The following is a 23,689-nucleotide window of genomic DNA, read 5'->3' on the forward strand; positions in this document are numbered from 1 at the left end:
TTACTGCCAGTTGCCCAGGTCGGCCTTGTAGCCTTCGCCACCGGGAGCGCCGTCCTGGCCAAGGAAGATCAGGTCAAAGCTGCCGTGTTGGCCCGGATAGCGATAGGCGAAGGCATGCCCGAACGGGTCGAGCAGATCGGACGGCTTGGCGTAGGGGCCGGCCCATTGGCTGGCGTTGGCCGGTTTGTGCAGCAACTGCTCCAGGTTGGCCGGCGGCGCACCGACGTCCAGCGCGTAGCTGTCTACCTTCATGCTCAGGCTCGCCAGTTGCGCCTTGCCGGCACCGTACTTGCCCTTGTCGACGTTGCCGCCGACCTGGCGCACGACGATGGTCGCGACGATACCCAGCAGCACGATGACCGCGAGCATTTCGAGCAGGGTGAAGCCCGCCTGACGGGCGGTGGTACGGGTACGGGAGCGCATGGGTGGTTTCCTAGATTGTGCTGGTGAGGCTCATGAGCGGCAGCATGATGGCGAGCATGATCGCTGCTACCAGCACCGCCATGACGATGGTCAGGGTCGGTACCAGTGCAGCCAGCAGGCGGTCGATGGTGCGTTTGCTTTCTATGTCGTAGACATCGGCAACCTTGAGCAACATGGCGCCGAGGCTGGCGGACTGCTCGCCAACCTCGATCATCTGCAGGGCCAAGTCTGGCAACAGTGGGGCGGCGGACAGTGCGTGGGGCAGGCTGCAGCCCTGGCGGACTGCCTCGGCGACCTGCCCAACGTGATCGCGCAGCGCATGGTTGGCACTGACGTCGCGGCCGATCGACAGTGCTGCCAGCAGGGTGACGCTGTTGCTCACCAAGGTGCCAAGGGTGCGTGCCAGGCGCGCGGTTTCGAGTTTTTGCAGCAGCGGGCCGAACAGGCGACTGCACCATAGCCAGCGGTCCTGGGCGATGCGCCGTTGTCCGTTGCGGCGCATCGCCAGCAGTGCCCAGAAGGCGGCGGTCAAGGTGCCCAGGCTGGTCAGCCCCCAGGCGTTGACGAAGTCGCCCAACGCCAGAATCGCCCGGGTCACCCAGGGGATCGGTACGCCGAGGTCCTGGAAGATCGGCACGAACTGCGGCACCACATAGGCCAGCAGCAATCCTAGCGAACCGATCACGCCAATCACCAGGAACGCGGGATAGATCAGGGCATTGAGCACTTCGGCGCGCTGTGTGTGGCTGCGCTCCAGGTAATTGGCCAGTTGTGTCAGGGTGACGTCCAGGACACCGCCCGCTTCACCTGCACGCACCAGGCTGGTATAGAAGGGCGTGAAGGTAGCCGGGTGTTCTTCCAGCGCCAGGGACAGCGGCTCGCCGGCCTTGACTTGGTCACGCACGCGTTCGATCAGGGCCTTTGCCGCTGGCTTGCGCAGGTTCTTCAACAGGGTAGCGAGGGCTTTGTCCAACGGCTGGCCGGCGCTGATCAGGGTGGTGAGCTGCTGGGTGAAGCTGATCAGTTCTGCAGGCTTGAGCACGCTGCTTCGCGTGCCGGTGCGCAGCAGCCGATTGGCTGGCTTGAGGCTGAGCACGAGCAGGCCGCGTTGATGCAACTGACGCGCAGCCAGGGCTTGGTCGGCGGCCTGCACTTCACCTCGTTGCTTGCGGCCTTCACTGTCCAGCGCGCTGTAGGCATAGACCGGCATGTCAGTCGCCACCCGTGACGCGCAATACTTCTTCCAGCGAGGTGATGCCGGCCAGGGCCTGGCGCAGGCCTTCTTCGTAAAGTGTGACCAAGCCTTTGTCACGCGCCGCCGCCTCAAGGCTAGCGGCATCGCTTTGACGCATCAGCAGGCTGCGCAGATCGTCGTCCATCACCAGCAGCTCGGTGATAGCGCTGCGGCCATGGTACCCGCCGCCCGGGCTTTGCTCGTCGGGGCGGTACAGCACAATCGGCCGCTGGTCAGTGTAGCGCTGCAACTGGTGGCGCTCGACCAGTTCAGCCGGGGCTTCGAAGGCAATGCGGGTGCGCGGGTCGAGGCGGCGTACCAGGCGCTGGGCAAGGATGCCCTGCAGGGTCGAGGCCAGCAGATAGCCTTCGACGCCCATGTCAAGAAGGCGGGTGATGCTTGCTGCCGCGCTGTTGGTATGCAGCGACGACAAGACCAGGTGCCCCGTGAGGGACGATTGGATGGCGATGCTGCATGTTTCCAGGTCGCGCATTTCGCCGATCATGATCACATCTGGGTCCTGCCGCACGATTGAGCGCAGGGCAGTGGCGAAGCCCAGGCCGATGGCGGGCTTGACCTGGATCTGGTTGATGCCGGTGAGCTGGTATTCGACCGGGTCTTCGACGGTGATGATTTTGCGTTCTGCACTGTTCAGGCCGGAGAGCGCGGTGTAAAGCGTGGTGGTCTTGCCCGAGCCGGTCGGGCCGGTGACCAGGAAAATTCCGTGCGGGCGTGCCAGCAGGTGCTCGATGCGGCGCAAGACGGGGCCGCTGATGCCGAGGCTGGCGAAGTCGAAGCGGACGGTCTGTCGGTCGAGCAGGCGCATCACTACCGATTCGCCGAAGCTGGTGGGTACGGTGGATACCCGCAGGTCGAGTTCGCGCCCCTGCATGCGCAGCATGATCCGGCCATCCTGGGGCAGACGGCGCTCGGCGATGTCGAGGCGGGCCATGATCTTCAGGCGAGAGATGATCGCTGGGGCATAGCCACTGGGGGGCGCTTCGCCCTCCAGCAGCACGCCATCGACCCGGTAACGCACCTTCAACTGGTTTTCGAAGGGTTCGACATGGATGTCCGAGGCGCGTTGGTCGACGGCATGCTGCAGCATCAGGTTGACCATGCGCACCACTGGCGCCTCGGACGCCATGTCCTTGAGGTGCTCGATGTCGCCTTCGCTGACGCTGTCGTCGTCCAGTGCCTCGACCAGTGCGCCCATCGCTGAGCGGCCGGCCCCGTAAGCTTGTTCGATCAAACCGCCCACCTGTTCGGCAGTGCCGATGACTGGCTCGACGGCCTTGTCGGCGAGATAGCCTAATGCCGACAGGGCATAGGCGGAAACGGGAACGGCTGTCGCCACCCGTACATGGGTGGCCGTCTCGCTCAAGGTGACAACGCCATGGTGACGGGCAAACCGTTCTGTCGCGCTGGGCATCCCTTCGACCGACTCGTCACCCAGCCGCGCGGCGCCGGTCAAGTGAACGTAGGCGGCGGCCAGTTGGTCGGCCTTGACGGCGCCAAGGCGCAACAGTGTGTGCAGTTTTTCATCCTCGGAAATGCCCTGAGCCACGCCCAGGCGGGCGGCGCGCTGTATATCGGCCGCGTGCAGTGCGCCTGCACTTTGCAGCCACTCACATAGCGCGTCGGCGGTAGGGATTTCCAAGTTCATGATGATGGCTTTATGCAGTGTACTGGCTATATGCAGGCATTCAATTAGTTGCTAATTCAAAGACGGCCGGAGAATACGTCGTTGTGTTTAAAGGCGCAATAGAGTGTATGTCGAGATAAATTCCCGCTAATGAGTGTGGACTTTACTGTTTGCTGGGAGAGCTTATCAGACTGTTAAACCTAACTGCAACTAGGTTTTGTGATAGGGTTGTTATTGCTATAATCTGGTGAAAAAAGACCAAAAATCCTTTTCTTGTGAATATTTTGGCAACAGAAAACCAATCACCCCGTTAATTCTATGATTTGAAGCGTTAATAACATATGAAATAAAGCACTATTAGTCCTCTTTTTCGCGTCTATTCGGCTTGCGCTTCGCCCGAATGTTTCTGGCGGCTTGAACTTTTCCTCACAGTGCCCAGACTTATGCCCGCTGCATGCCTGGGCCCGGGCCATGTCGTTCATTTCAAACCTTTCAATCGAGAACTATTCGATGAATAGACTATTGCTGCCGCTCGCCTGTTCCGCACTGCTGGCCACGCATATCAATGCTTTTGCAGACACTTCGACTACTCGCCAACAGGCGACCACCCAGAGCGCGCGCGAACAGCTCGATGCTCAGCGCGACCGCATCACCGGCGTCGATCGGGTCAGCCAGGAGGCCGCAGCCTCGAACGCCGTGATCGATGCCCCTGTCGACACCAGCGACGCCCCGACCCAGGTCAGCCAGCCATGAGCCCTACAAGGAACCGCCGCGTGAATCCCCTGAAACACACCCTGGGCCTGAGCCTGTTGGCGCTTGGCGTGATCCAGGCATCCAGCGCACTGGCCGCAGCACCGGCCAGCGGCAACGAAGTCGAGGCGCGGGTCAGCTCAATCCTCGACAATATGAACACCGCCGAGAAGATCAACTTCACCCGGGTCAATGATGGCCACATGATCCCGCCGCTGCTCAAGTGGGGCATCCAGGGCACCGTAGCCTACGACTCGTCGATGGGTGTGCACGTCAACAATGCTACCTTCGGCGCTCAGTACCCTTCACAGTCTGCACTTGCTGCGAGCTGGAGCATCAATCGGGCCAAGGAGTTCGGCCTGGCCATTGCCTATGAGACGCGCATTTCGGGCGGGCAACAGATGCTTTCGCCAGGGGTCAACCTGTACCGCACGCCCTACAACGGCCGCTCGGCCGAATACCTGAGCGGCGAAGACCCGTTCCTTGGCGCTGTGCTGGCGCCGGCCGTGGTCAACGGCATCCAGGCTCAGGGTATTCAGGCCAGCGGCAAGCACTTCCTGGCTAACGAGCAGGAGGCCAACCGCCAGGCGGTCAATGTCGTTGCCGACGAGCGCACCCTGCGCGAGCTGTATCTGCCGGGCTTTGAGTCCATGGTGAAGAACGCTAACGTCGCCTCGATCATGTGCGGTTTCAACAAGGTCAATGGTGACTACGCCTGTGAAAATCATCACCTGATCACCGAGGTACTCAAGGGTGAGTGGGGCTACCAGGGCATGGTGATCAGTGACTTCAACGCTATCCACGACCCGTTCAAAGGGGCCTGGGCCGGCACCGACATCGATATGCCGTCGGGCTTGCAGTTTACCGAAGCCAACCTGCTGCCGTACCTCTGGAGCGGCCAGCTCACCCAGAATGTGATCGATGACAAGGTCAAGCGCAACCTGCGGGGCATCGTTAGCTACGACCTGCAGGAACATATGAATAGCGCGCAGCCCCTGGAGCACACCGAGTACGGTCAGCGTGCCTCGCTGAACCTCGCGCGTGAATCCATCGTGCTGCTGCGCAACGCTCAGACGGCGGCCGGAAAGCCCTTGCTGCCACTGGCGCGCACGGCCAAAATCGCGGTGATTGGTGATTGGGCCGCCCAGGCACCCGCTTCGCCGTTCGGCACGGCGAATTCGCCGCCCAACAGCTATGTCACCGAACTGAGCGGCCTGCAGCAGCTGGCCTCGAGCAGCAGCAACGTCACCTATCTGTCGGCGCTGAGCCTGAATCCGAAAACGGCGGTGTGGTATCAGCCGGGCAGTGGCAAGGTCAGCAATGCCGGTGTCAAAGCCGAGTATTTCAGCAATGCCACCCTGAGCGGCTCGCCTGTACTTACCCGGGTCGAGCCTGGGGTGAACCTGAACTGGACCACCAGCACTAACGAGACCGACAACGGCACGACCGCAGTGAGCGGCTTCAGCCCGGCCGCCGGCGCGTTCTCAGCGCGCTTCACCGCCACCATCAAGCCAACCATTTCCGGCAAGCATGTGTTCAAGGTGCGTGCTGATGGCCCGTACAAGCTTTGGGTCGACGGCAAGCTGGTGGTGGAAAGCGACGGTGTGCCGTACTCCTCCGACGTGGTCAACGCCTTGGTCACCTCCGGCCAGAGCGCAGCCCTGGTGGCGGGCAAGTCGTACACTGTCAAGCTCGAGTACCGCCGCGTGCAAGGCAACTTCACCCCTGCGCTGGGCGGTCTGGCCGGCGTGCAGATGAGCTGGGCGTCCCTGCGTCCGCCGCAGGACCTGGCGCAATACGATGCCGTGGTGGTCGCCGCCGGCACCAACTACGAAAACGAAGGCGAAGGCTCCGATCACGGCTACGACTTGCCGGACCAGCAGGCTGACCTGATCAAGTTCGTCACCAAGGCCAACCCCAACACCATCGTGGTCATGCACGGCGGTGGCGTTGCCAACATGCAGCCTTGGGCCAACACGGTGGGCGCGACACTGCACGCCTGGTTCCCGGGCCAGCAGGGTGGCCAGGCGCTGGCAGAGATCCTGTACGGCAAGGTCAACCCGTCGGGCAAGCTGCCGGTGACCATCGACAAGCACATCGAAGACAACCCGAGCTATGCCTCGTATCCGGACCCGGCGGCCTACCGCGGCGACAACCCGCTGACCGAGATCGACTACAGCGAGGGTTTGTACCTGGGCTATCGAGGCTATGACAAAACCCACGCCAAACCGCTGTATCCGTTCGGCTTCGGCTTGTCGTACACCACGTTTGACTATTCGGACCTGAAGCTGTCGAGCAACGTGATGACACCGGGCAATACCATCAATGCCCAGTTCACCCTGACCAACAGCGGGGACAAGGCTGGCTTTGAAGTCGCCCAGCTTTATATTCAGCCGATCGACCCGCAAGTCGACCGTCCGAAGAAGGAGCTCAAGGGCTTCACCAAGGTCTATCTGCAACCCGGTGAGAGCAAGACTGTAAGCCTGCCGATCGATTCGCGCTCGCTGGCGTACTTCGTGCAGAACACCGACAGCTGGGATGTCGATGCCGGTAAGTTCAAGGTTTGGGTGGGCCCGGATTCCGAGCACCTGACCCTGCAACGCACCTTGCTGACCCTGATCCCACAGCACCTGACCACCCGCGACAGCAACCCGCTTCCGACACCGCTGCGTGCGGCTGTGCAGGTCAGCGCTTCGCAGGCCTACTGAAGCGGCCCGCCGGTTCATGGACGGACCGGTCGCTCAGGGGCGGATGGTATCCGCCAGGCGCTGGAGGTAGGCATCGAACGTCGCGCCCACGTCGACCTGTTCGGGGGCGCGCAGCCACTGGAGCTGCAGGCCGTCCATGACGGCGAAGATTTCAGTGGCCAGCGCTTTCACATCCACATCCGGCCGCACCTGGCCATGCTCGATCAGCGTGGCCAGGTGCGTTCGGGCGTGGGCATGGGTGAGTTCGAACTTTTCCATGTACCAAGGCCAGGCCGGGTGCCGCTCCGATAGGCTCTCGACACCGATCATCATCGCTGCCTGGCATTCCGGCAGGCTCTGGACACTGAACGTCATGCTCATGCGCACGAAGGCCAGGAAACTGTCCAGCGTCGGCGCGATCTCAAGCGTGGCGAATTGGTCCGTGATCCGCTGATCACGGCGGTCGATCAGTGCTCGCAGCAGCGAGACCTTGTTGGGAAAGTGGTGCAGTAGGCCGACCGTGGTGATGCCGGCAAGCTCGGCGATATCCCGCATGGACGCGGCGCCATATCCATCCTTGGCAAAGACCAGGGTGGCAGCATCCAGTAGCGCAGCGCGGCGCATCTCGCCCTTCGGCGCGCGGCGGCGTTTGGTGGCCGGTGCGACGGCCGACTCGTTGTGATCCTGTTCTGACATAAACCCACTGGGAACGGTGTTGAGGTGTGCAGGGCTCTGATTATGGCAAACATCCAGTGTCGGTGCGGCCAATACGTGCCCGGCGATTGATGGTAACGGCGGTAACGATTGAAATGACCGCGATCAGTGCGTTGCCACACCATAGCCCGAGCATGACCCCGCTGGCCCCGTAGGCCTGCGCACCTGCCCATACGAACGGCACGCTGCCCACGGTGGCGCGCAGCCAGGCAAAGGCGGGTACCCACCACACCCGACCACTGCTGATGAACAGCGAAAGTGCAATGAAGTCCAGGCCGATGAGCAGCCACAACCCGGGGCCGAAGCGGCACAGCTGTTCGACCAGGTGTTGCCCAGGCCCGGACAGCCCGAACAGCGGCCCCAGCCACGGCGCCGCTACCAGCAACAGTGCCCAAACTGCCAGGCCATGGCCGATCACCAGCTTGCAGGCGCTGCGCAGTGTTGCCTGTACCCGCAGGCTGGCACCGGCGCCCAGGTTCTGCGCAAGGATCGGTACCAGCGCGCTCGGCAGGGCGAAATAAAGGCAGTATGTGATCTGCAATATCCGATCCATAAGCGCCATGCCGGCCATCGCCGAGACGCCGTACTTGGCCAATTGCGCCATGGCGTAGGTAAGCGCCAGCGGCATGGCCAGGCTTGCCAGGGTAAAGGGCAGGGCGACTCGATTGATCCGCACACCATATAGGCGTACCAGGCGCCAGCGTATGTTCATGGTCAGCCCCACATGCCGGCGCAGTTGAACCAGGCCGACAACGCTCCCGACGATGCCTGAGAACAAGCAGGACAGTCCGGCGCCCCACAGCTTTAGATCGAGCACGAAAATCAGTATCGGGTCGACGAGCGCCAGGCACAGGGCCGCGGTCAGCACCACGGCCAAGGCCCGGCCACTGTGTCCGCTGGCACGCAACGCCTGGGCCGCCGCCTGGGTGATGGTCATGAGTGGCGCGGCCAGCAAGGTCATGGCGATGAACGGGCGGGCAACGGCGGAGGCCGGAAGATTTGCCCCCAGCAAGTCGGCGAAAAAGTCCAGATAGCGCCACTGGATGAGCGCTATCACGGTCGCGGCCAATGTCGACAGGAGCAACATGTGGCTGATCAGTGCCGGTAGCGCAGCACAGGTTCCTTGGCCTATGCGGCGGGAAATCATGGTGCCTGCGGCGACGATGATGCCGGTCACCAGGCTAGCGTTGAAAAACGCCAGGGTCTTGGCGATGCCGACGGCGGCCACCAAGGGTTCGTCGTGTAGCAGGGCGATATAGGTAAGCGTAAGGATATCCGTGAGAAACGTGGCGAGCAGGGCGATAGCACTTGTCGACGACATCACCAGTACATGGTGGCCGATGTTGCCGCGTGTGAAGGTGATGACTGAGGTCTTCATGGTGGATTATCTGCTGGAAAGCCGTGTCAACGCGCCCAGGCCGCAAGGCTGTTTGCCTGCTGATCCGCCTTGCTCTTGAAGCATTCCCTGAGGTGCTCAATGAAAAATGACACCTTCGCAGAAAGATTCAGGCGCTCCAGATAAACCGCATAGATGTCCGCCGGAGGCGTTTCGTAGTCCCCTAGCACCTCTTCGAGCCTTCCGGATCGCAAGTGATCAGCCAGGTTCCATTCTGCGCGCATGAGTATCCCATGCCCTTCCAAAGCCCAGCACAGTGCGACCTCACCGTCATTGGTGCTCAAGCCACCATGAACCTTTATCGACTCGATCTGCTTCCCCCGACTCAATCGCCAAGTTCCGAATGCCGCATCGTTCTGCCGCAATACGATGCAGTTATGTTTCATCAGATCGCGTGGAGACTCGGGTCTTCCGAAGGCGTCCAGGTAGCCCGGTGTGGCACAGAGACGTCGGCGGTTGCTGGCAATCTTTCGAGCAATCAGTCTCGAGTCCGGCAGGTCACCGAAACGGATAGCCACGTCGATCGCGTCATCCGGGAGATTGATCGGACGGTCGCTCAGGTGCAGCTGGACTTCCACCTCGGGGTAACGCTTGGCGAAGGATGAGATGGCTGGCGCTACATGGGTACGCCCAAAGCCAAGAGGCGCGTTCACACGCAGCAATCCCTTTGGTTCAGCGCGGCTACTTGAGACCTGACGCTCCATCTCCTCGATTTCCTCCAGGATCCGCTTGGCATTGACCAGATAGGTCTCACCCTCTGCCGTGAGGCTGATGCTGCGTGTGGTCCGGTTCAGCAATCGAACCCCAAGGCGCTTTTCCAATTGCGCAAGACGCTTCGTCACTGCAGGTGGCGTGAGGTTCAGTTCGCGAGCCGTGGCCGCCAGGCTACCTGCCCCGACGAGCTGACTGAAGAAAGCAAGCTCAGACACGGGGTTCATAATTAACTCCAGGTAAACAATGAGTTTAATTTCATTGTATTACACCATTCTGAAAAAACCATTAACTTAAGCCCTGCGTGATTAACCACAAAAAATCTGGGCTATTAGCTGCCAGCCTGTGCGCGAGCTTGCCTCGCGCTGTGTAGCCCAGTCGCCACATAAATCCGACTCACAACAATAATTCGGAGACGGCAATGGCCAAGCGATTGGTAAGCAAGTTGTACGTGCAGGTTCTGATCGGGGTCACGATCGGCATCCTGTTGGGCGTGTTCTGGCCGCAGGTCGGCGCGGACATGAAGCCGTTGGGTGATGCATTCATCAAGCTGATCAAGATGGTGTTCGCGCCCATCATCTTTGCGACGGTGGTGCTGGGCATTGCCAAGATGGAAAACATGAAGGAACTGGGCCGGGTAGGTGCGCGAGCCCTGATCTACTTCGAGGTACTGTCAACCTTTGCGCTCGTACTGGGCCTGATTGTTGTGAACCTGGTGCAACCGGGGCAGGGGATGAACGTCGACCCTGCCACCTTGGATACCCAGGCAATCTCCACTTACACCTCAGCCGCAGCCACGGGCGCGGGCGGTTTTACCGACTTCATGCTGCACCTGATTCCAGGCAGCGTAGTCGACGCCTTCGCCAAGAATGAGATCCTGCCGATCCTGCTGTTTTCCACGTTGCTGGGCATTGCCCTGGCCAATTTGGGCGAACGGGGCAAGCCGGTCGTTGACGTGCTGGAAGCCTTCTCCCACGGCATGTTCTACATCGTTGGCCTGGTCATGCGCGTCGCGCCGTTGGCAGCCTGTGGGGCAATGGCGTTCACCGTAGGCAAGTACGGCTTGGGTTCAATCGTGTCGCTAGGCAAGTTGATGGCGACCATGTACCTCACGTGCTTCCTGTTCGTGGTGATCATCCTGGGCAGCATCGCGCGGATGTCGGGCTTCAGCCTGTGGAAGTTTCTCAAGTACCTGCGCGAAGAGCTGTTCACCGTGCTCGGCACCAGTTCATCCGAGTCGGTAGTGCCGCAATTGATGAACAAGCTGGAAAAGGTTGGGGTGTCCAAACCCGTCGTCGGCCTGGTTATCCCGTCCGGGCTTACCTTCAACCCTGACGGCCAGTGCATCTACTACACCATGGCCGCGATCTTCATCGCCCAAGCCACCAACACGCCATTGTCCCTCATGGATCAACTGATCGTACTGGGCGTGCTGCTGCTCACCTCGAAGGGCTCGGCCGGGGTAACTGGCTCAGGCTTCATCACGCTCGCCGCGACCCTGGCAACCATGGACAACATTCCGGTCGCCGGCATGGTGCTGCTGCTCGGCGTCGACCGTTTCATGTCCGAGGCCCGCGCCATCACCAACACCATCGGCAACGCGGTCGGAACCATGGCCATTGCGAAATGGGTGGGTGCACTCGATAGCGATCGGATGAACCAGGTGCTGGATGGCAAAGCCTTCGGGGAGCAAGAAAAGACAGAGTTACCGGCTATGGCGACACAACCCGCCGACAGCCCTGAAAAAAAACACCTTGTGATGCACTGAGGAAATAACCGTGGATACCACAGAGAAAGAAGCAGCCGTCTCATCATTGACTGACACGTTGGCCAAGTTTACTGCCTACATTGGCAAACGCCTGCCCAAGGACGTCAAAGAAAAAACCGCCAAGCTGCGTGCCGCAGAAACCAATCCGCTGGCCATTGCGGTGTACGACTCGATGGCCGACAACCAGGAATACGCCGACAAGCTCAACCGGCCCAGCTGCCAGGACACCGGCGTGATTCAATACTTCATCTCGGCCGGTGCACGCTTCCCGCTGCTCGGTGAAATGGAAGGCATCCTCGAAAACGCAACCAAGGAAGCCACCATCCGCGGCCCTCTGCGCCACAATGCGGTGGAAACCTTCATCGAGAAGAACACGGGCACCAACACCGGCTCGAAGATCCCGTGGCTGGACTGGGAAATTATCCCCGATGCCGACTACGCCATCGTCGACGTGTACATGGCCGGTGGCGGTTGCACGCTGCCGGGTTCGGCCAAGGTATTGATGCCAGGCCAAGGCTATGAAGGGGTGACAGAATTTGTCTTCGATGTCATCACTTCGCGGGGTGTCAACGCCTGCCCTCCATTGCTGGTAGGTGTGGGTGTCTCTACCTCGGTGGAGACCGCAGCACGCCTGTCGAAGAAGGCCATCCTGCGCGAAGTGGACTCCAGCCACCCGAACGAAAGCGCGGCAATGATGGAAAAACTGCTGGAAGAAGGCCTCAATGAAATCGGCATCGGCCCGCAGGGCCTGACCGGCAACAGCAGCGTGATGGGCGTGAACATCGAGTCTTCGGCGCGCCACCCCTCGACCATTGGGGTGGCGGTGTCCACCGGTTGCTGGGCGCACCGCCGCGGCAAGATCCGCATCAACGCTGACCTGACCTACGACATCCTCTCCCACGAAGGGGTAGTACTGTGAAAAAAATCATCAATACCCCGATCAGTGATGAAGACCTGGCTAACCTGAACGTCGGTGATGTGGTCTACCTGACCGGCCAGCTGGTGACCTGCCGTGACGTCGCTCACCGCCGGCTGATCGAGCTGGGCCGGGAGCTGCCGGTTGACCTGCGGGGTGGCGCTATTTTCCACGCTGGCCCCATCGTCAAGAAGAAAGAAGATGGCACCTTCGAGATGGTCTCCATCGGCCCGACCACCAGCATGCGCATGGAAAAGTTCGAAAAGCAGTTCATCGAGCAGACCGGTGTCAAGCTGATCGTAGGCAAGGGCGGCATGGGCCCTGAGACCACCACCGGGTGCCTGGAGAACAAAGCGGTGCACGCCGTGTTCCCTGGTGGGTGCGCAGTGCTGGCCGCCACCCAGGTCGAGGAAATCGAGCGGGCTGAATGGCAGGATCTGGGCATGCCGGAGACGCTCTGGGTCAACCGGGTGCGTGAGTTCGGGCCTCTGATCATCTCTATCGACACCAAGGGCAACAACCTGTTCGAGCAGAACAAGGCACGCTTCAACGAACGCAAAGGTGCGGTCATCGAGAAGATCAACAGCCAAGTTCGATTCATCAAGTGATGAGCCTGGGCAGTTCAGCGAACAGGCCTGAACTGCCCCCTCTCTCAATTTCCTTACGACACCTCTGGATCCTGGCACAGCCTCACTTCACGGCTGACTGGATCATTTCAAGAGATCGCCATGCGAAACCACTGCCACCATGAATTGCGTAATGACTTTCGCAGAATACTCCAAAGTCAAACTTGTATCAGTACGGCTTCAGTGTTCGACCCTTTGTCGGCTCGCATCGCTGCGGACCTAGGTTTCGAAGTGGGAATTTTAGGTGGGTCCGTTGCTTCGCTGCAGGTATTAGGTGCCCCAGACGTGACTTTAATCACGCTGAGCGAGTTTGCAGAGCAGGCCGCACGCATTGGTAGAGTCGCCCGTCTGCCCATTATTGCCGATGCTGATCACGGTTATGGCAACGCGCTGAACGTGATGCGTACCGTTACCGAACTCGAGCGGGCGGGCGTTGCAGCGATCACCATCGAAGACACTTTACTGCCTGCGCGCTTTGGCGGGCGAGCGGTCGAACTTATCGGTCTTGATGAGGCGGTCGGTAAACTACGCGCGGCCAAAGAAGCGAGGGCCGATACGTCGCTGGCGATAGTCGCCCGCACGCATGCGGGGGCCCAGTCATTGACGGATGTCATCAAACGAACCAGGGCATTTGAACAATCCGGCGCTGATGCCATTTGCCTCGTGGGCGTGAAGCATTTTGAAAGCCTCGCCGCTATTGCGGATGGGCTCAGCACGCCGATCATGCTCATCACCTACGGTAACAGCGAGTTGCGAGATGCCCCCGGCCTGGCGGACCTTGGCACTCGCATCGTCGTGGACGGACACATGGCTTACTTTGCAGCGGTTCAAGCAACCTTCGAAAGCTTGCGGGCCCAGCGCAACCCGAACAGCACCGCGAGTGAATGTGCTACTACGCTGGTAAAGAAATACGCGTTGCAAGAAATCTACAGTGACCAGGCCTCAATGTTCATGCAGTTTCCCGCCACATAGGCGTTCGGGTTGGGTGGCGGTGACCTCGAGCAGGGGCTACAACTGGCCAATCGACCTTGTCATTTGCCAAGGCTTGAGGCAGGGTCGATACCACTGACACCTCTGCCGAAGGAATCACCGCATGTCAAAGCTCTATCCCGGTATTGATCCTGAGGGGCTGATCGAATATTCGGTGGTGTACACCGACCGCTCGCTCAACCACATGTCGCAGGTGTTTCAAGGTGTGATGAAGAATATTTCCAGCACCCTGAAGCAGGTCTACCACGCCCAGGCTGTCGCGGTAGTACCGGGCAGCGGTACGTTCGGCATGGAGGCGGTAGCCCGGCAGTTTGCCACCGGCCAGCGATGCCTGGTTATCCGCAACGGATGGTTCAGTTACCGCTGGAGCCAGATCCTCGAGATGGGCAACATCCCGGCGGCTACCACGGTGCTGAAAGCTCGACCGGTCGAAACCGGTCGCCAGGCAGCATACGCGCCACCCCCTCTGGACGAAGTGTTGGCAGCCATCGAGGCGCACAAGCCGCAGATCGTCTTCGCCCCCCATGTCGAAACATCATCCGGGATCATCCTGCCCGACGATTACCTGCGGGCGGTCGGTGACGCCGTGCATGCGGTGGGGGGCCTGTTCGTGCTGGACTGCATCGCCTCCGGCACGCTTTGGGTGGACATGGAGGCGTGCGCGGTCGACGTGTTGATCAGTGCGCCGCAGAAGGGTTGGAGCGCTTCTCCTTGCTGTGCCTTGGTGATGTTCAGTGCGTTGGCGCTCGCACGCATCGAGCAGACGCAAAGCAGCAGCTTTGCCTGCGACCTGAAAAAGTGGCTGCAAATCATGCAGGCCTATGAGCAGGGCGGCCATGCCTACCATGCGACCATGCCTAGCGACTCCCTCGCACGGTTCAACGATGTGATGAACGAGATGCAGGCTTACGGCTTCGACAAGCTGCGCAACGAACAGCAGACACTGGGTGAACGGGTGCGCGCCCTGTTGACCGGTAAAGGCATCAGGAGCGTAGCGGCAACCGGCTTCCAGGCCCCGGGTGTAGTGGTGAGTTACACCGATGATGCCGATATCAGGAACGGTCGGAAGTTTGCCGACCACGGCCTGCAGATTGCCGCCGGGGTGCCGTTGCAATGTGACGAGCCGGCCGACTTCCAGACCTTCCGCATCGGCCTGTTCGGGCTGGAAAAACTGCACAATATCGAGCGCACGGTCAGTACACTTCAGCAGGCACTGGAAGACGTGATGGTGAACTGAAGGTTGAAGTCAAAGGAGTGGCAAACATGCGTGTCCGCACTTTGCTTGCGGCAATCGGTACCAGCGTGTCGCTGACTGCGGCCTTGGCCGCACCAAGCCAGCCGACGTCTGTGGGGGGGGAACGCATTTCGGTAACGGTCGAAGGTGCCGGGCCGGACGTTATCCTGATCCCGGGGCTGGCCTCGTCATCCGAAGTATGGGCAGGGCTCACCAGCAACCTGCGCCAGCAGTATCGCCTGCATCGGGTGCAGGTTGCAGGTTTTGCCGGTGCCCCTGGCGTGCCTCCTGTAGACGGGCGCGTAGTTGCCCCAGTAGCCGAAGCAGTCGCAGAGTACATCCATAGCCAACAGCTTGAGGCGCCAGCCATCATTGGCCATTCGCTGGGTGGCGAGGTGGCACTGATGCTTGGCGCACGCCATCCCGAGCGGGTAGGGCGGCTGATGGTGGTCGATGCGCTGCCCTTCTATACGCTGCTGATCGACCCTGCTGCGACCGCCGCAACCGCTGCACCACACGCTGCGCGATTACGTGATGCGCAGTTGGGCGCCCCGGCGCCACAGGCCGAAGCGATGCAACGCACAGCCATTGAACGGTTGGCGAAGACTCCGGCGGCCAGGCCTGCGCTGATTGACGCAGCGCTGCGCTCCGACCGCCAAACCGTAGCCGATGCCACCTATGAGCTGATGACTACCGACCTGCGCCCTGAGCTTGGCCGTATCCAGGTACCGGTCGAGGTCGTGTATGCCTATGACCCCTTGTATGGCATGCCCGCTGCCAGCGTTGATGCGACCTTCCGTAACGCCTATGCGGGAACGCCGCATATCAGCTTCACGCGTATCGATGGCAGCTTCCACTTCGTCATGCTGGACCAGCCGCGGGCGTTCACCGGTGCGGTTACTGACTTCCTTGGTCGATGAGTCTTGCCGGGTATCGGAGTCTGCTGGGCAACCTTAGCCCGGCTGCGCCGCCAGGCTGTTGCTGACATTGCGACCCAGCACCAGCACCGTGACAAACCCACAGCCCACCAGTGCTGTGGCCAGGCTCAGCAGCACCGCCGTGCCCATGTGGTCGACCACTTGCCCACCGAAGAACGAGCCCACGGCGATGATCACCTGGAACAAGGCCACGAACAGCGGCATGCCGCGCTCGACATCCTTGGGCGCGACGACGAACATCCAGATATTGGCGCACGCTGGGAACGCGCCGAAGGCAAAGCCCCACAGTGCGATCAGCATCGCAGCGCCCGTCATGCCGGTGGCGAAGTACGGGAACAGGGCGGTACTGGCGGCGATCATGAGTGCGACCAGCATCAAGGTGTGCCGCACGCTGCGGTTGGCAGCAAAGCCGGCAAAAATGTTACCCATGAAGCCGGCCACGCCATACAGCAGCAACAACGAACCAATGGCAGGCCCATCAAAGCCGGCATTCTGCTTGAAGAACGGCGCAACATAGGTGTACGCGGCAAAGTGCGCCAGGCCGATCAGCAATACGGCAATCAGGCCGACTCGCGCTTGCGGGTTGATGAACAGGGCCGGAAGGTCGCTGATGCGAATGGCCTTTTCCGGCATCAGGCGTGGCAGCAGGAACACTTGTGCCAGCAACACAGGGACACCCACCAGGGCGGTAACCAGGAAGGTCATGCGCCAGCCCATCAGGCCACTCAGCCAGGTGCCCACAGGCACGCCGACCACCGTTGCCAGGGTAACCCCGGCCATGATGATCGAGTTGGCTTTGGCCACGCCCATGCCATCAGGTGCCAGGCGCCCGCTGAGGGCGATGGCGGTGGCCCAGAAGCCGCCGATGCTTACCCCTAGCAGCACGCGGCCGACCAGCAGCAGGTTGAAGTCACCCGCGTAGGCAACGATGGCATTGGCGATGATCATGATCAGCGTCAGGCCGATCAGCAGGTAACGCCGGTCCAGCCCGCCAACGCCCACGGAAATGATCGGGGCGGCCAGCGCGGCCATGATGCCAGGCAGGGTGACCATCAGGCCGGCAAGGCCGGCACTGATGCCGAGGTCGCTGGCCACGTCGTTCAGTACCCCCACCGGCAGGAACTCGCTGGTGACCAGGGCGAAGGCACCGACGGCGACCGAGAGAATCGCCAGCCACTGCTGGGCGACGCTTTGTTGATTGTGTTCGGGAACGCCCCGAGGGGCCTGGCTGGCACTTGGCATGGTGTCGAATTCCAAGGAGGGATGTCGCCTGAAACAGGCGCAAGAGGGGAGATTTGCCGGCGATTATAGGGGGCAGGCATGCCAGCTCGACAGGCCGCCCGGGTGATAGTAATCATCATTGCAATCGATGAAACGCCTTGCGCAGAGCGGCCGCTATCGGTCGCACCTTTCTTTGGCGCGCAAAAACGGGTGATGCCACGTTCGCACCCGGCACCCTCCCATCACCCCGAGGCGCGCTGCTGACCCAAAATATTGCATGAGTCATCTTGATGCTTTCACATAGCAGTACTAATACTTAAGCACTGCCGAAGAGGGATGATCATGCAGACACGCTTCGTTGTGGTTCCCGCAGTGCCACTGCAGAAAGAGGTTTATCCTCGGCGGCTTGGCTTTCCCGCCGCATTGGGGGAGGGCTATGACCTCTACGACACGTTGGAAAAGGTCCGCCTGAGCGTGAATTTCCCTACCCGTGCCCAAGCGGAGTTCGAATGTGCCTGCCGCAACCGCTGCCGGGGTGCCGATGACGCCGGTATCGCCGGGAATGGTTGACAGTGGATGTGAACGCGCAGCACTCCACGCCTCTTCAACTGTGGCTGCCTAGCGCCGCTGCCCGCTGAGCCTTGGCAATGCTTAAGCGTCCTTTGATGCCTTCACTGCGCGCTCCCATCATCTGGCTTTGCTTGCTCTGACTTGCCCGTGAGTTGCCAGAAGTCCGCGAGTGTTATCCGCTACCCGTTCGGAGCGCGCAGGTGCTTGCCAGGCGTTGTGCGTGAGCCGTTCGTTTCACCCAGGCATGACATCAACCTGCCGTCATGGCACGGCTGAAAAGCTCTACCGCAGGCTCTGCCACTTAATAGTCACAAAGCTGTAACACAGCTGATGCAAAGTGTGCCGGCCATCACAAGGAGCGCTTTTCGATGATTCGCCTGATGAAGTCTGCTGCACTCGCCGTTGCCGTTTCGCTTTGCGCCACTTCCGGGGCTTTCGCCGCGGAGAACGTTCGCCTGACCGGTTCCGGTGCGAGCTTCCCGGCGCCTATCTACCTGACCTGGTTCAAGGACTTCAGCAAGAACACTGCTGGCGTCACTGTCGACTACCAGTCCAAAGGGAGCGGGGCGGGTGTTCAGGACTTTCTGAACAAGACCGTCGACTTCGCCGCCAGCGACTCGGCCATGAGCGAAGCAGACATCGCCAAGGTTGGCGAAGGCGTGCAGTTGCTGCCAATGACCGCCGGTGAAATCGTCCTGGCTTACAACCTGCCGGGTAACCCTAAAGGGCTGAAGCTGCCGCGCGACGTCTACTCCAACATCTTCCTCGGCAAGATCACCCAGTGGAACGACCCGCAAATCGCTGCGGCCAACCCTGACCTGAAGCTGCCTGCCACCCCGATCACCGTGGTCGTGCGTGCCGACTCCAGCGGCACCACTGCCGTCTTCACCAAGCACCTGTCGGCCATTAACGCTGACTTCAAGCAAGGGCTGGGCGAAGGCAACACCGTCAACTGGCCGGCCACCGACAAGTTCATCAAGTCGCCGAAGAACGACGGCGTAACCGCCACCGTCCGCCAGACCCCGGGCGCCATCGGCTACATCGAATACGGTTTCGCCAAGCTGGCCAAGGTCGACTTCGCCATGTTGCAGAACAAGGCTGGCCAATACGTCGTGCCGAATGCCGAGAGCGGTGCTGAAGCACTGGCTGCGGTGAACATGCCGGAAAACCTGGTGGCCTGGCTGCCTGACCCGGACGGTGCCAAGTCCTACCCGATCACTTCCTATACCTGGATGATTTTCCGCAAGGACAACGGCAACCCGGAAAAAGCCAAGGCCATGCGTGAAATGGTCGAGTACAGCCTGACCAAAGGCCAGACCATCGCCGACTCGATGGGTTACATCCCGCTGCCTCCGTCGGTTGTCGACCAGGTGCGTAAAGCCTCTGCCAACATCCAGTAATACCCAGGCGCCCCCGGTATTGGCATGAAGCCATGCCGGGGGTGTTTGTCCCTTGTCCCGGAACTTGCCCATGAACACACCCTTTGCCATACCGGATAACCCCGATTCCGCGTGCCAGCCACCGTCTGCGAAAGACTTTCTGGTCGATCGCACCTTCCGTGCGCTTGCGCGCATTGGTGTGGTGCTGGTGCTGGCGCTGGTCTTCGCGCTGGTTTACGAAGTCGGCCGTAAGGCACTGCCCGGCATTGAAAAGCACGGTTTTGATGTGTTGTTCGGCAGCGTCTGGGACGTTAACCAAGGCAAGTACGGTATTCTGCCGGCGATCTGGGGTACGCTGTACAGCGCCTTGATCGCCCTGTTGATCGCCGGTTTCTTCGGCGTCAGCATGGCCATTTTCCTGACCCAGGATTTCCTTCCGGCCAGGCTTGCCGCGGTGTTTCGCACCATCGTCGAGCTGCTCGCCGCCATCCCCAGCGTGGTCTACGGCCTGTGGGGCATCTATGTGGTCATCCCGGCGATTCGGCCAGTGACTACCTGGTTGAACAGCGAGCTGGGCTGGATCCCGTTTTTCGGCACCTCCCTCAGCGGGCCTGGCCTGCTGCCTGCGGCACTGGTCCTGGCAATCATGATCCTGCCGACCATCGCTGCCGTTTCCCAGGATGCGCTGACCAGCGTGCCGATGAAAACCAAGCAGGCGGCCTACGGCATGGGTACCACCCACTGGGAAGCCATCCTCAAGGTGATGGTGCCTTCCGCCGCCACCGGCATCTTCGGTTCGCTGGTGCTGGGCCTGGGCCGTGCACTCGGTGAAACCATGGCGCTGGCCATGCTGGTCGGCAATGCCAACACCATTTCCGTGTCCTTGTTCGCCCCGGCCAATACCCTGGCGGCGCTGCTGGCGCTGAACTTCCCGGAAGCCGGCCCGAACGAGGTCGAGGTGCTGATGTATGCAGCACTGGTACTGATGTTCATCACCCTGCTGGTGAACGTGCTCGGTTCGATGATCATGCTCTACGCCCAGCGGGGTAACAAACAATGACTGACCTGACGAACCCTGTAGCCGCGCTGCCCAGCCTGCAGCGCAAGCTGGAAGGCCGTGCCCTGCGCAGCCTGATCCTGACCACGCTGGCCTGGTTCGCGGCGCTGGTGGCCAGCGTGCCGTTGATTTCCGTGCTGTACATGCTGATCACCCGCGGTGGCGCACGGCTCAACCTGGAAGTGTTCACCGAATTGCCACCTACCGGCTTCGAAATGGGCGGCGGCTTCGGCAACGCCATGGCCGGTACCTTCGTCATGGTCGGCATTGCAGCCGCCATCGCCGTGCCGGTCGGTATTTTGGCCGCGGTGTTCCTCGCCGAGCTCGGCCCGGACAGCAAACTGGCCAATGCCGCGCGCTTTGCTGCCAAGATGCTCACCGGCCTGCCGTCGATCCTGGCCGGGGTGTTTGCCTACGCCCTGGTGGTGATGACCACCGGTACCTACTCGGCACCGGCAGGCGGCGTGGCGCTGGCGGTATTGATGCTGCCGATCGTCGTGCTCACCGCTGAAGAGTCGATGAAGATGGTGCCCAAGATCATGAAGGATGCCGCCTACGGCATGGGCTGCACCCGTGCCCAGGTAATTTGGAAGATCGTCCTGCCCACCGGCCTGCCGGCCATCCTTACCGGGGTGATGCTGGCCGTGGCTCGCGCCGCTGGCGAAACCGCGCCACTGCTGTTCACCGCGTTGTTCAGCAACTACTGGATCTACCACGACGGCGACCTGGCGGTGATGAACCCCACAGCCTCGCTTGCGGTACTGATCTACAACTTCTCCGGCATGCCGTTCGACAACCAGCTGGAGCTCGCCTGGGCGGCCTCGCTGGTGCTGGTCATGATCGTGCTGGTCATCAACATTCTTAGCCGTGTTTTCGGCAAGCCCAAGTACTGAGAAAGGGAGCATCCACTTGAACGTATCCACTGTGCAACGAGCCGCTCCCGTGGCCAGCGAAGCCACCCCGATTGTCATGGACTGCAAGCTGGACAAGATCTTCTACGGCAACTTCATGGCCGTGCGTGACAGCCATGTGCCAATTCGCAAGAACGAAATTACCGGCTTCATCGGCCCGTCGGGCTGCGGCAAGAGTACCGTGCTGCGCAGCCTGAACCGCATGAACGACCTGGTGAAGGGCTTCCGTTTCGAAGGCCACGTGCACTTCCTTGGCCAGGATGTCTACGGCAAGGGCGTCGATCCGGTGGTGGTGCGCCGGTACATCGGCATGGTGTTCCAGCAGCCCAACCCGTTCTCGATGAGCATCTTTGACAACGTCGCCTTCGGCCTGCGCCTGAACCGCTACAAGGGTGACCTGGGCGACCGCGTCAAGCACGCCCTGCAAGGCGCGGCGCTGTGGGACGAAGTGAAGGACAAGCTCAAGGTCAGCGGCCTGTCGCTGTCCGGCGGGCAGCAGCAGCGCCTGTGCATCGCCCGCGCCATTGCCACCGAGCCGGAAGTGCTGCTGCTGGATGAGCCGTGCTCGGCACTCGACCCGATCGCCACCCGCCGCGTGGAAGAGCTGATGGTCGAGCTGAAGAAGGACTACACCATCGCCCTGGTGACCCACAACATGCAGCAGGCGATTCGTGTGGCTGACACCACGGCGTTCTTCTCGGTCGATATCTCCCAGGGTACCCGCACCGGCTACCTGGTGGAGATGGGGCCAACCGCGCAAATCTTCCAGAACCCGCGCGAGCAACTGACCAGTGACTACATCAGCGGCAAGTTCAGCTGAGTCGCTCCTGTACAAGGTGGCCGGGTGTTGCGACCAGGAAGGTTGCAAGACCCGGTCGCGTTACCTTCCGTTAAAGTGTTACCCGGGATTTCCAATGCGAGCGACGCGTCGTCTAGATCTGTCAGCGGTAGAGCGCGCACTGCGCGAGGTGCAGAGCCGTTTTGCCGAACTCAGCCAGCATTTCACCGAACCGCGGGACCCGTTTACCGACGAGGTGTTGCTGAATGTGGTTGAAGGCTACGCGCTGATTGACGACTATGTCGCTCGCGGTATCGACCTGTTCGACCTGCAACAGCTGAACCTGATGCTGGAGATCAATGCCACTGTGCTGTGTGGCAGCGACCCAGCCCGCCGTGTGGAATTCGCCCCGCACCTTGCGGCAACCGAAGCACACTTTTTCAACAACGTTGAAGGCGGCATCAAGGATTTGTACAACTGGTATTGCTCGTACCGCAGCGATTCGATCTGGAAGCGGGCAGCCGGTGTGTATGTACGGATTCTCAGCAAGCCGCAGCTGTTCATCGAAGGCAACAACCGCACGGGTTCGCTCATTGTCAGCTATTTGCTGATGCGGGCCGGGCTACCGCCATTTGTGCTGTCACTGGACAACGCCGAGGGTTACTTCAACCCGTCCTCGGTCATACGCAACTCCGCCAAACACGGTGTCAAGGCCTTGTACGAACTACCCAAGATCAAGAAAAAGTACGCCGCTTTCCTTGAAGCGAAGGCGCCTGCGGCCGACACGTTCTTCCTGCGCGGCACCCCGGTGTCGGTCTGCGAGAGGGGCCGCTGATGCAACAGGCATCCCTGTTCGAGCGCGGGCGGCAAGCCATTGAACGCAAGCTCAATCGCGGTCAGGTACGCGTCTCGTTCGATATCGACGACACGCTGGCCTGCCTGGCCGAGCACGCCGCCGCGGAGCAGAGCAAGCTGCCGGGTTTCGTCCATCGCTGGCTGGGCGAGCCGCTGCGCAGCGGCACCCGCGAACTGATCCGCGACCTGCGTCGCCAAGGCTGCAGCATCTGGATCTATACCTCGTCGGGGCGCACCCCGGCTTACATCCGCCGGTGGCTGATGCTTTACGGCATTCATGTCGATGGTGTGGTCAACAGTGATCGGCACCAGCGGATCCTGGCCCAGAACGGGCTGGAAAACTCACCGTCCAAGCTGCCTTCGGCTTTTGATATCGACCTGCACGTAGATGATTCCGAAGGTGTGCGCCTGGAAGGTGTCGACCACGGTTTCCGCGTGGTGGTGGTGTGCCCGAAGGATGAGCACTGGGCGCAGAAGGTGAAGGACGCGGTGGTAGATGTGCAGGCACGGCTGGCCTGGCAGCAACCACACCGCTACGAAATGCCCGCGTGCCAGCGTTCGCAGGCACTCGCTTCCTGAACGGACGCAATGCCAGCGACCGCGTAGCAGCCTTCGTGGGTAAACCCGCTTGTGTCTTACCCGCTCCCACAGGGATTGCACTAGATTCTAAAAATTGAGCAAGCCAGTTGTTTCCCCAGGTACTGCATCAGCCTCAAGCCTGCGGGGGACCTGTGGGAGCGGGCTTGCCCCGCGAAGCATCCAACACGGTGCATGGCACCGGCTCTGCCGGTGTTCGCGGGACAAGCCCGCTCCCACAATGGTCACTGCGCTAGATTCTAAAAATTGAGCAAGCCAGTTGTTTCCCCAGGTACTGCATCAGCCTCAA

Annotated in this window: 22 protein-coding genes; 15 read left to right on the plus strand and 7 right to left on the minus strand. The window is 61.0% G+C overall.

Features of this window, described 5'->3' with window-relative positions; translation table 11 throughout:
• Genes gspG through gspE form a run of 3 tightly spaced genes read right to left on the minus strand, consistent with a single transcriptional unit; the run spans nucleotide 1 to nucleotide 3,323 of the window.
• On the minus strand, nucleotides 1-423 hold the full coding sequence (gspG, locus tag E8E68_RS19645) for a type II secretion system major pseudopilin GspG (protein ID WP_110743108.1): 423 nt from the start codon (nucleotides 421-423) through the stop codon (nucleotides 1-3).
• 10 nt (nucleotides 424-433) lie between these two features.
• On the minus strand, nucleotides 434-1,633 hold the full coding sequence (locus E8E68_RS19650) for a type II secretion system F family protein (protein WP_280343982.1): 1,200 nt from the start codon (nucleotides 1,631-1,633) through the stop codon (nucleotides 434-436).
• Between the two features lies 1 nt (nucleotide 1,634).
• Nucleotides 1,635-3,323, minus strand: coding sequence for a type II secretion system ATPase GspE (gene gspE / locus E8E68_RS19655; RefSeq protein WP_280343985.1), 1,689 nt, complete (start codon nucleotides 3,321-3,323; stop codon nucleotides 1,635-1,637).
• A 489-nt stretch (nucleotides 3,324-3,812) separates the two neighbouring features.
• On the opposite strand from gspE, the gene E8E68_RS19660 reads away from it, so the two are divergent.
• Both E8E68_RS19660 and E8E68_RS19665 read left to right on the plus strand, forming a co-directional pair.
• The gene (locus E8E68_RS19660; RefSeq protein ID WP_266031974.1) at nucleotides 3,813-4,055 is read left to right on the plus strand and encodes a hypothetical protein; all 243 of its coding nucleotides are present in this window, start codon (nucleotides 3,813-3,815) and stop codon (nucleotides 4,053-4,055) included.
• Nucleotides 4,052-6,760, plus strand: a complete 2,709-nt coding sequence (locus E8E68_RS19665; RefSeq protein WP_266031975.1) for a glycoside hydrolase family 3 C-terminal domain-containing protein — start codon at nucleotides 4,052-4,054, stop codon at nucleotides 6,758-6,760. The genes E8E68_RS19660 and E8E68_RS19665 overlap by 4 nt, the downstream gene beginning before the upstream one ends.
• Nucleotides 6,761-6,793: 33 nt before the next feature.
• On the opposite strand, the gene E8E68_RS19670 is transcribed toward E8E68_RS19665, so the two are convergent.
• The 3 genes from E8E68_RS19670 to E8E68_RS19680 are packed head-to-tail and all read right to left on the minus strand — an operon-like array spanning nucleotide 6,794 to nucleotide 9,787.
• A complete protein-coding gene (locus E8E68_RS19670) occupies nucleotides 6,794-7,435 on the minus strand; it encodes a TetR/AcrR family transcriptional regulator (protein ID WP_110743103.1) in 642 nt (213 codons plus the stop codon).
• 40 nt (nucleotides 7,436-7,475) lie between these two features.
• Nucleotides 7,476-8,831 (minus strand): MATE family efflux transporter, encoded by a 1,356-nt coding sequence (locus E8E68_RS19675; protein ID WP_266031976.1) that lies wholly within the window; start codon nucleotides 8,829-8,831, stop codon nucleotides 7,476-7,478.
• Between the two features lie 26 nt (nucleotides 8,832-8,857).
• Nucleotides 8,858-9,787 (minus strand): LysR substrate-binding domain-containing protein, encoded by a 930-nt coding sequence (locus E8E68_RS19680; protein ID WP_266031977.1) that lies wholly within the window; start codon nucleotides 9,785-9,787, stop codon nucleotides 8,858-8,860.
• A 194-nt stretch (nucleotides 9,788-9,981) separates the two neighbouring features.
• Between E8E68_RS19680 and E8E68_RS19685 the strand changes: the two genes are divergently transcribed.
• The 6 genes from E8E68_RS19685 (at nucleotide 9,982) to E8E68_RS19710 (ending at nucleotide 16,014) form a co-directional block, all read left to right on the plus strand.
• The gene (locus E8E68_RS19685; RefSeq protein ID WP_280343991.1) at nucleotides 9,982-11,328 is read left to right on the plus strand and encodes a dicarboxylate/amino acid:cation symporter; all 1,347 of its coding nucleotides are present in this window, start codon (nucleotides 9,982-9,984) and stop codon (nucleotides 11,326-11,328) included.
• Between the two features lie 10 nt (nucleotides 11,329-11,338).
• Nucleotides 11,339-12,247 (plus strand): L(+)-tartrate dehydratase subunit alpha, encoded by a 909-nt coding sequence (gene ttdA / locus E8E68_RS19690; RefSeq protein WP_110743099.1) that lies wholly within the window; start codon nucleotides 11,339-11,341, stop codon nucleotides 12,245-12,247.
• The gene (ttdB, locus tag E8E68_RS19695) at nucleotides 12,244-12,852 is read left to right on the plus strand and encodes a L(+)-tartrate dehydratase subunit beta (RefSeq protein ID WP_110743098.1); all 609 of its coding nucleotides are present in this window, start codon (nucleotides 12,244-12,246) and stop codon (nucleotides 12,850-12,852) included. The genes ttdA and ttdB overlap by 4 nt, the downstream gene beginning before the upstream one ends.
• A gap of 120 nt (nucleotides 12,853-12,972) precedes the next feature.
• Entirely contained in the window at nucleotides 12,973-13,842 is an 870-nt protein-coding gene (locus E8E68_RS19700) for an isocitrate lyase/PEP mutase family protein (RefSeq protein ID WP_266031979.1), read from the plus strand.
• A 121-nt stretch (nucleotides 13,843-13,963) separates the two neighbouring features.
• Entirely contained in the window at nucleotides 13,964-15,097 is a 1,134-nt protein-coding gene (locus E8E68_RS19705; protein ID WP_266031980.1) for an aminotransferase class V-fold PLP-dependent enzyme, read from the plus strand.
• Between the two features lie 26 nt (nucleotides 15,098-15,123).
• Nucleotides 15,124-16,014 carry an alpha/beta hydrolase gene (locus E8E68_RS19710; RefSeq protein WP_266031981.1) on the plus strand — a complete coding sequence of 297 codons (891 nt, stop codon included), beginning with the start codon at nucleotides 15,124-15,126 and terminating at the stop codon, nucleotides 16,012-16,014.
• A gap of 33 nt (nucleotides 16,015-16,047) precedes the next feature.
• Here the strand turns inward: E8E68_RS19710 and E8E68_RS19715 are convergent, their stop codons facing one another.
• Entirely contained in the window at nucleotides 16,048-17,274 is a 1,227-nt protein-coding gene (locus E8E68_RS19715; protein ID WP_110743300.1) for an MFS transporter, read from the minus strand.
• Between the two features lie 315 nt (nucleotides 17,275-17,589).
• Between E8E68_RS19715 and E8E68_RS19720 the strand changes: the two genes are divergently transcribed.
• The 7 genes from E8E68_RS19720 (at nucleotide 17,590) to E8E68_RS19750 (ending at nucleotide 23,382) form a co-directional block, all read left to right on the plus strand.
• On the plus strand, nucleotides 17,590-17,823 hold the full coding sequence (locus tag E8E68_RS19720; RefSeq protein WP_110743094.1) for a hypothetical protein: 234 nt from the start codon (nucleotides 17,590-17,592) through the stop codon (nucleotides 17,821-17,823).
• Nucleotides 17,824-18,191: 368 nt separating this feature from the next.
• A complete protein-coding gene (gene pstS, locus E8E68_RS19725) occupies nucleotides 18,192-19,223 on the plus strand; it encodes a phosphate ABC transporter substrate-binding protein PstS (protein ID WP_110743092.1) in 1,032 nt (343 codons plus the stop codon).
• 70 nt (nucleotides 19,224-19,293) lie between these two features.
• The gene (pstC, locus tag E8E68_RS19730) at nucleotides 19,294-20,262 is read left to right on the plus strand and encodes a phosphate ABC transporter permease subunit PstC (RefSeq protein WP_266031983.1); all 969 of its coding nucleotides are present in this window, start codon (nucleotides 19,294-19,296) and stop codon (nucleotides 20,260-20,262) included.
• A complete protein-coding gene (gene pstA / locus E8E68_RS19735; protein ID WP_280344002.1) occupies nucleotides 20,259-21,152 on the plus strand; it encodes a phosphate ABC transporter permease PstA in 894 nt (297 codons plus the stop codon). The genes pstC and pstA overlap by 4 nt, the downstream gene beginning before the upstream one ends.
• A 76-nt stretch (nucleotides 21,153-21,228) precedes the next feature.
• Nucleotides 21,229-21,990 (plus strand): phosphate ABC transporter ATP-binding protein PstB, encoded by a 762-nt coding sequence (gene pstB, locus E8E68_RS19740; protein WP_017148287.1) that lies wholly within the window; start codon nucleotides 21,229-21,231, stop codon nucleotides 21,988-21,990.
• Between the two features lie 94 nt (nucleotides 21,991-22,084).
• Entirely contained in the window at nucleotides 22,085-22,783 is a 699-nt protein-coding gene (locus tag E8E68_RS19745) for a hypothetical protein (RefSeq protein WP_110743089.1), read from the plus strand.
• Complete coding sequence (locus E8E68_RS19750; protein WP_110743088.1) at nucleotides 22,783-23,382, plus strand: hypothetical protein; 600 nt, start codon at nucleotides 22,783-22,785, stop codon at nucleotides 23,380-23,382. Before E8E68_RS19745 ends, E8E68_RS19750 begins: the two co-directional genes overlap by 1 nt.
• Nucleotides 23,383-23,689 lie beyond the last annotated feature (307 nt).

This window comes from Pseudomonas sp. BN607 (genome assembly GCF_029871175.1).
In the GTDB taxonomy this organism is placed as follows: Bacteria; Pseudomonadota; Gammaproteobacteria; order Pseudomonadales; family Pseudomonadaceae; genus Aquipseudomonas.

Bases quoted from the DNA above. Each gene is read 5' to 3' on its own strand.
- gspG (WP_110743108.1), bottom strand. From the start codon at position 423: ATGCGCTCCCGTACCCGTACCACCGCCCGTCAGGCGGGCTTCACCCTG.
- E8E68_RS19650 (WP_280343982.1), bottom strand. From the start codon at position 1,633: ATGCCGGTCTATGCCTACAGCGCGCTGGACAGTGAAGGCCGCAAGCAA.
- gspE (WP_280343985.1), bottom strand. From the start codon at position 3,323: ATGAACTTGGAAATCCCTACCGCCGACGCGCTATGTGAGTGGCTGCAA.
- E8E68_RS19660 (WP_266031974.1), top strand. From the start codon at position 3,813: ATGAATAGACTATTGCTGCCGCTCGCCTGTTCCGCACTGCTGGCCACG.
- E8E68_RS19665 (WP_266031975.1), top strand. From the start codon at position 4,052: ATGAGCCCTACAAGGAACCGCCGCGTGAATCCCCTGAAACACACCCTG.
- E8E68_RS19670 (WP_110743103.1), bottom strand. From the start codon at position 7,435: ATGTCAGAACAGGATCACAACGAGTCGGCCGTCGCACCGGCCACCAAA.
- E8E68_RS19675 (WP_266031976.1), bottom strand. From the start codon at position 8,831: ATGAAGACCTCAGTCATCACCTTCACACGCGGCAACATCGGCCACCAT.
- E8E68_RS19680 (WP_266031977.1), bottom strand. From the start codon at position 9,787: ATGAACCCCGTGTCTGAGCTTGCTTTCTTCAGTCAGCTCGTCGGGGCA.
- E8E68_RS19685 (WP_280343991.1), top strand. From the start codon at position 9,982: ATGGCCAAGCGATTGGTAAGCAAGTTGTACGTGCAGGTTCTGATCGGG.
- E8E68_RS19700 (WP_266031979.1), top strand. From the start codon at position 12,973: ATGCGAAACCACTGCCACCATGAATTGCGTAATGACTTTCGCAGAATA.
- E8E68_RS19705 (WP_266031980.1), top strand. From the start codon at position 13,964: ATGTCAAAGCTCTATCCCGGTATTGATCCTGAGGGGCTGATCGAATAT.
- E8E68_RS19710 (WP_266031981.1), top strand. From the start codon at position 15,124: ATGCGTGTCCGCACTTTGCTTGCGGCAATCGGTACCAGCGTGTCGCTG.
- E8E68_RS19715 (WP_110743300.1), bottom strand. From the start codon at position 17,274: ATGCCAAGTGCCAGCCAGGCCCCTCGGGGCGTTCCCGAACACAATCAA.
- E8E68_RS19720 (WP_110743094.1), top strand. From the start codon at position 17,590: ATGATCATGCAGACACGCTTCGTTGTGGTTCCCGCAGTGCCACTGCAG.
- pstS (WP_110743092.1), top strand. From the start codon at position 18,192: ATGATTCGCCTGATGAAGTCTGCTGCACTCGCCGTTGCCGTTTCGCTT.
- pstC (WP_266031983.1), top strand. From the start codon at position 19,294: ATGAACACACCCTTTGCCATACCGGATAACCCCGATTCCGCGTGCCAG.
- pstA (WP_280344002.1), top strand. From the start codon at position 20,259: ATGACTGACCTGACGAACCCTGTAGCCGCGCTGCCCAGCCTGCAGCGC.
- pstB (WP_017148287.1), top strand. From the start codon at position 21,229: ATGGACTGCAAGCTGGACAAGATCTTCTACGGCAACTTCATGGCCGTG.
- E8E68_RS19745 (WP_110743089.1), top strand. From the start codon at position 22,085: ATGCGAGCGACGCGTCGTCTAGATCTGTCAGCGGTAGAGCGCGCACTG.
- E8E68_RS19750 (WP_110743088.1), top strand. From the start codon at position 22,783: ATGCAACAGGCATCCCTGTTCGAGCGCGGGCGGCAAGCCATTGAACGC.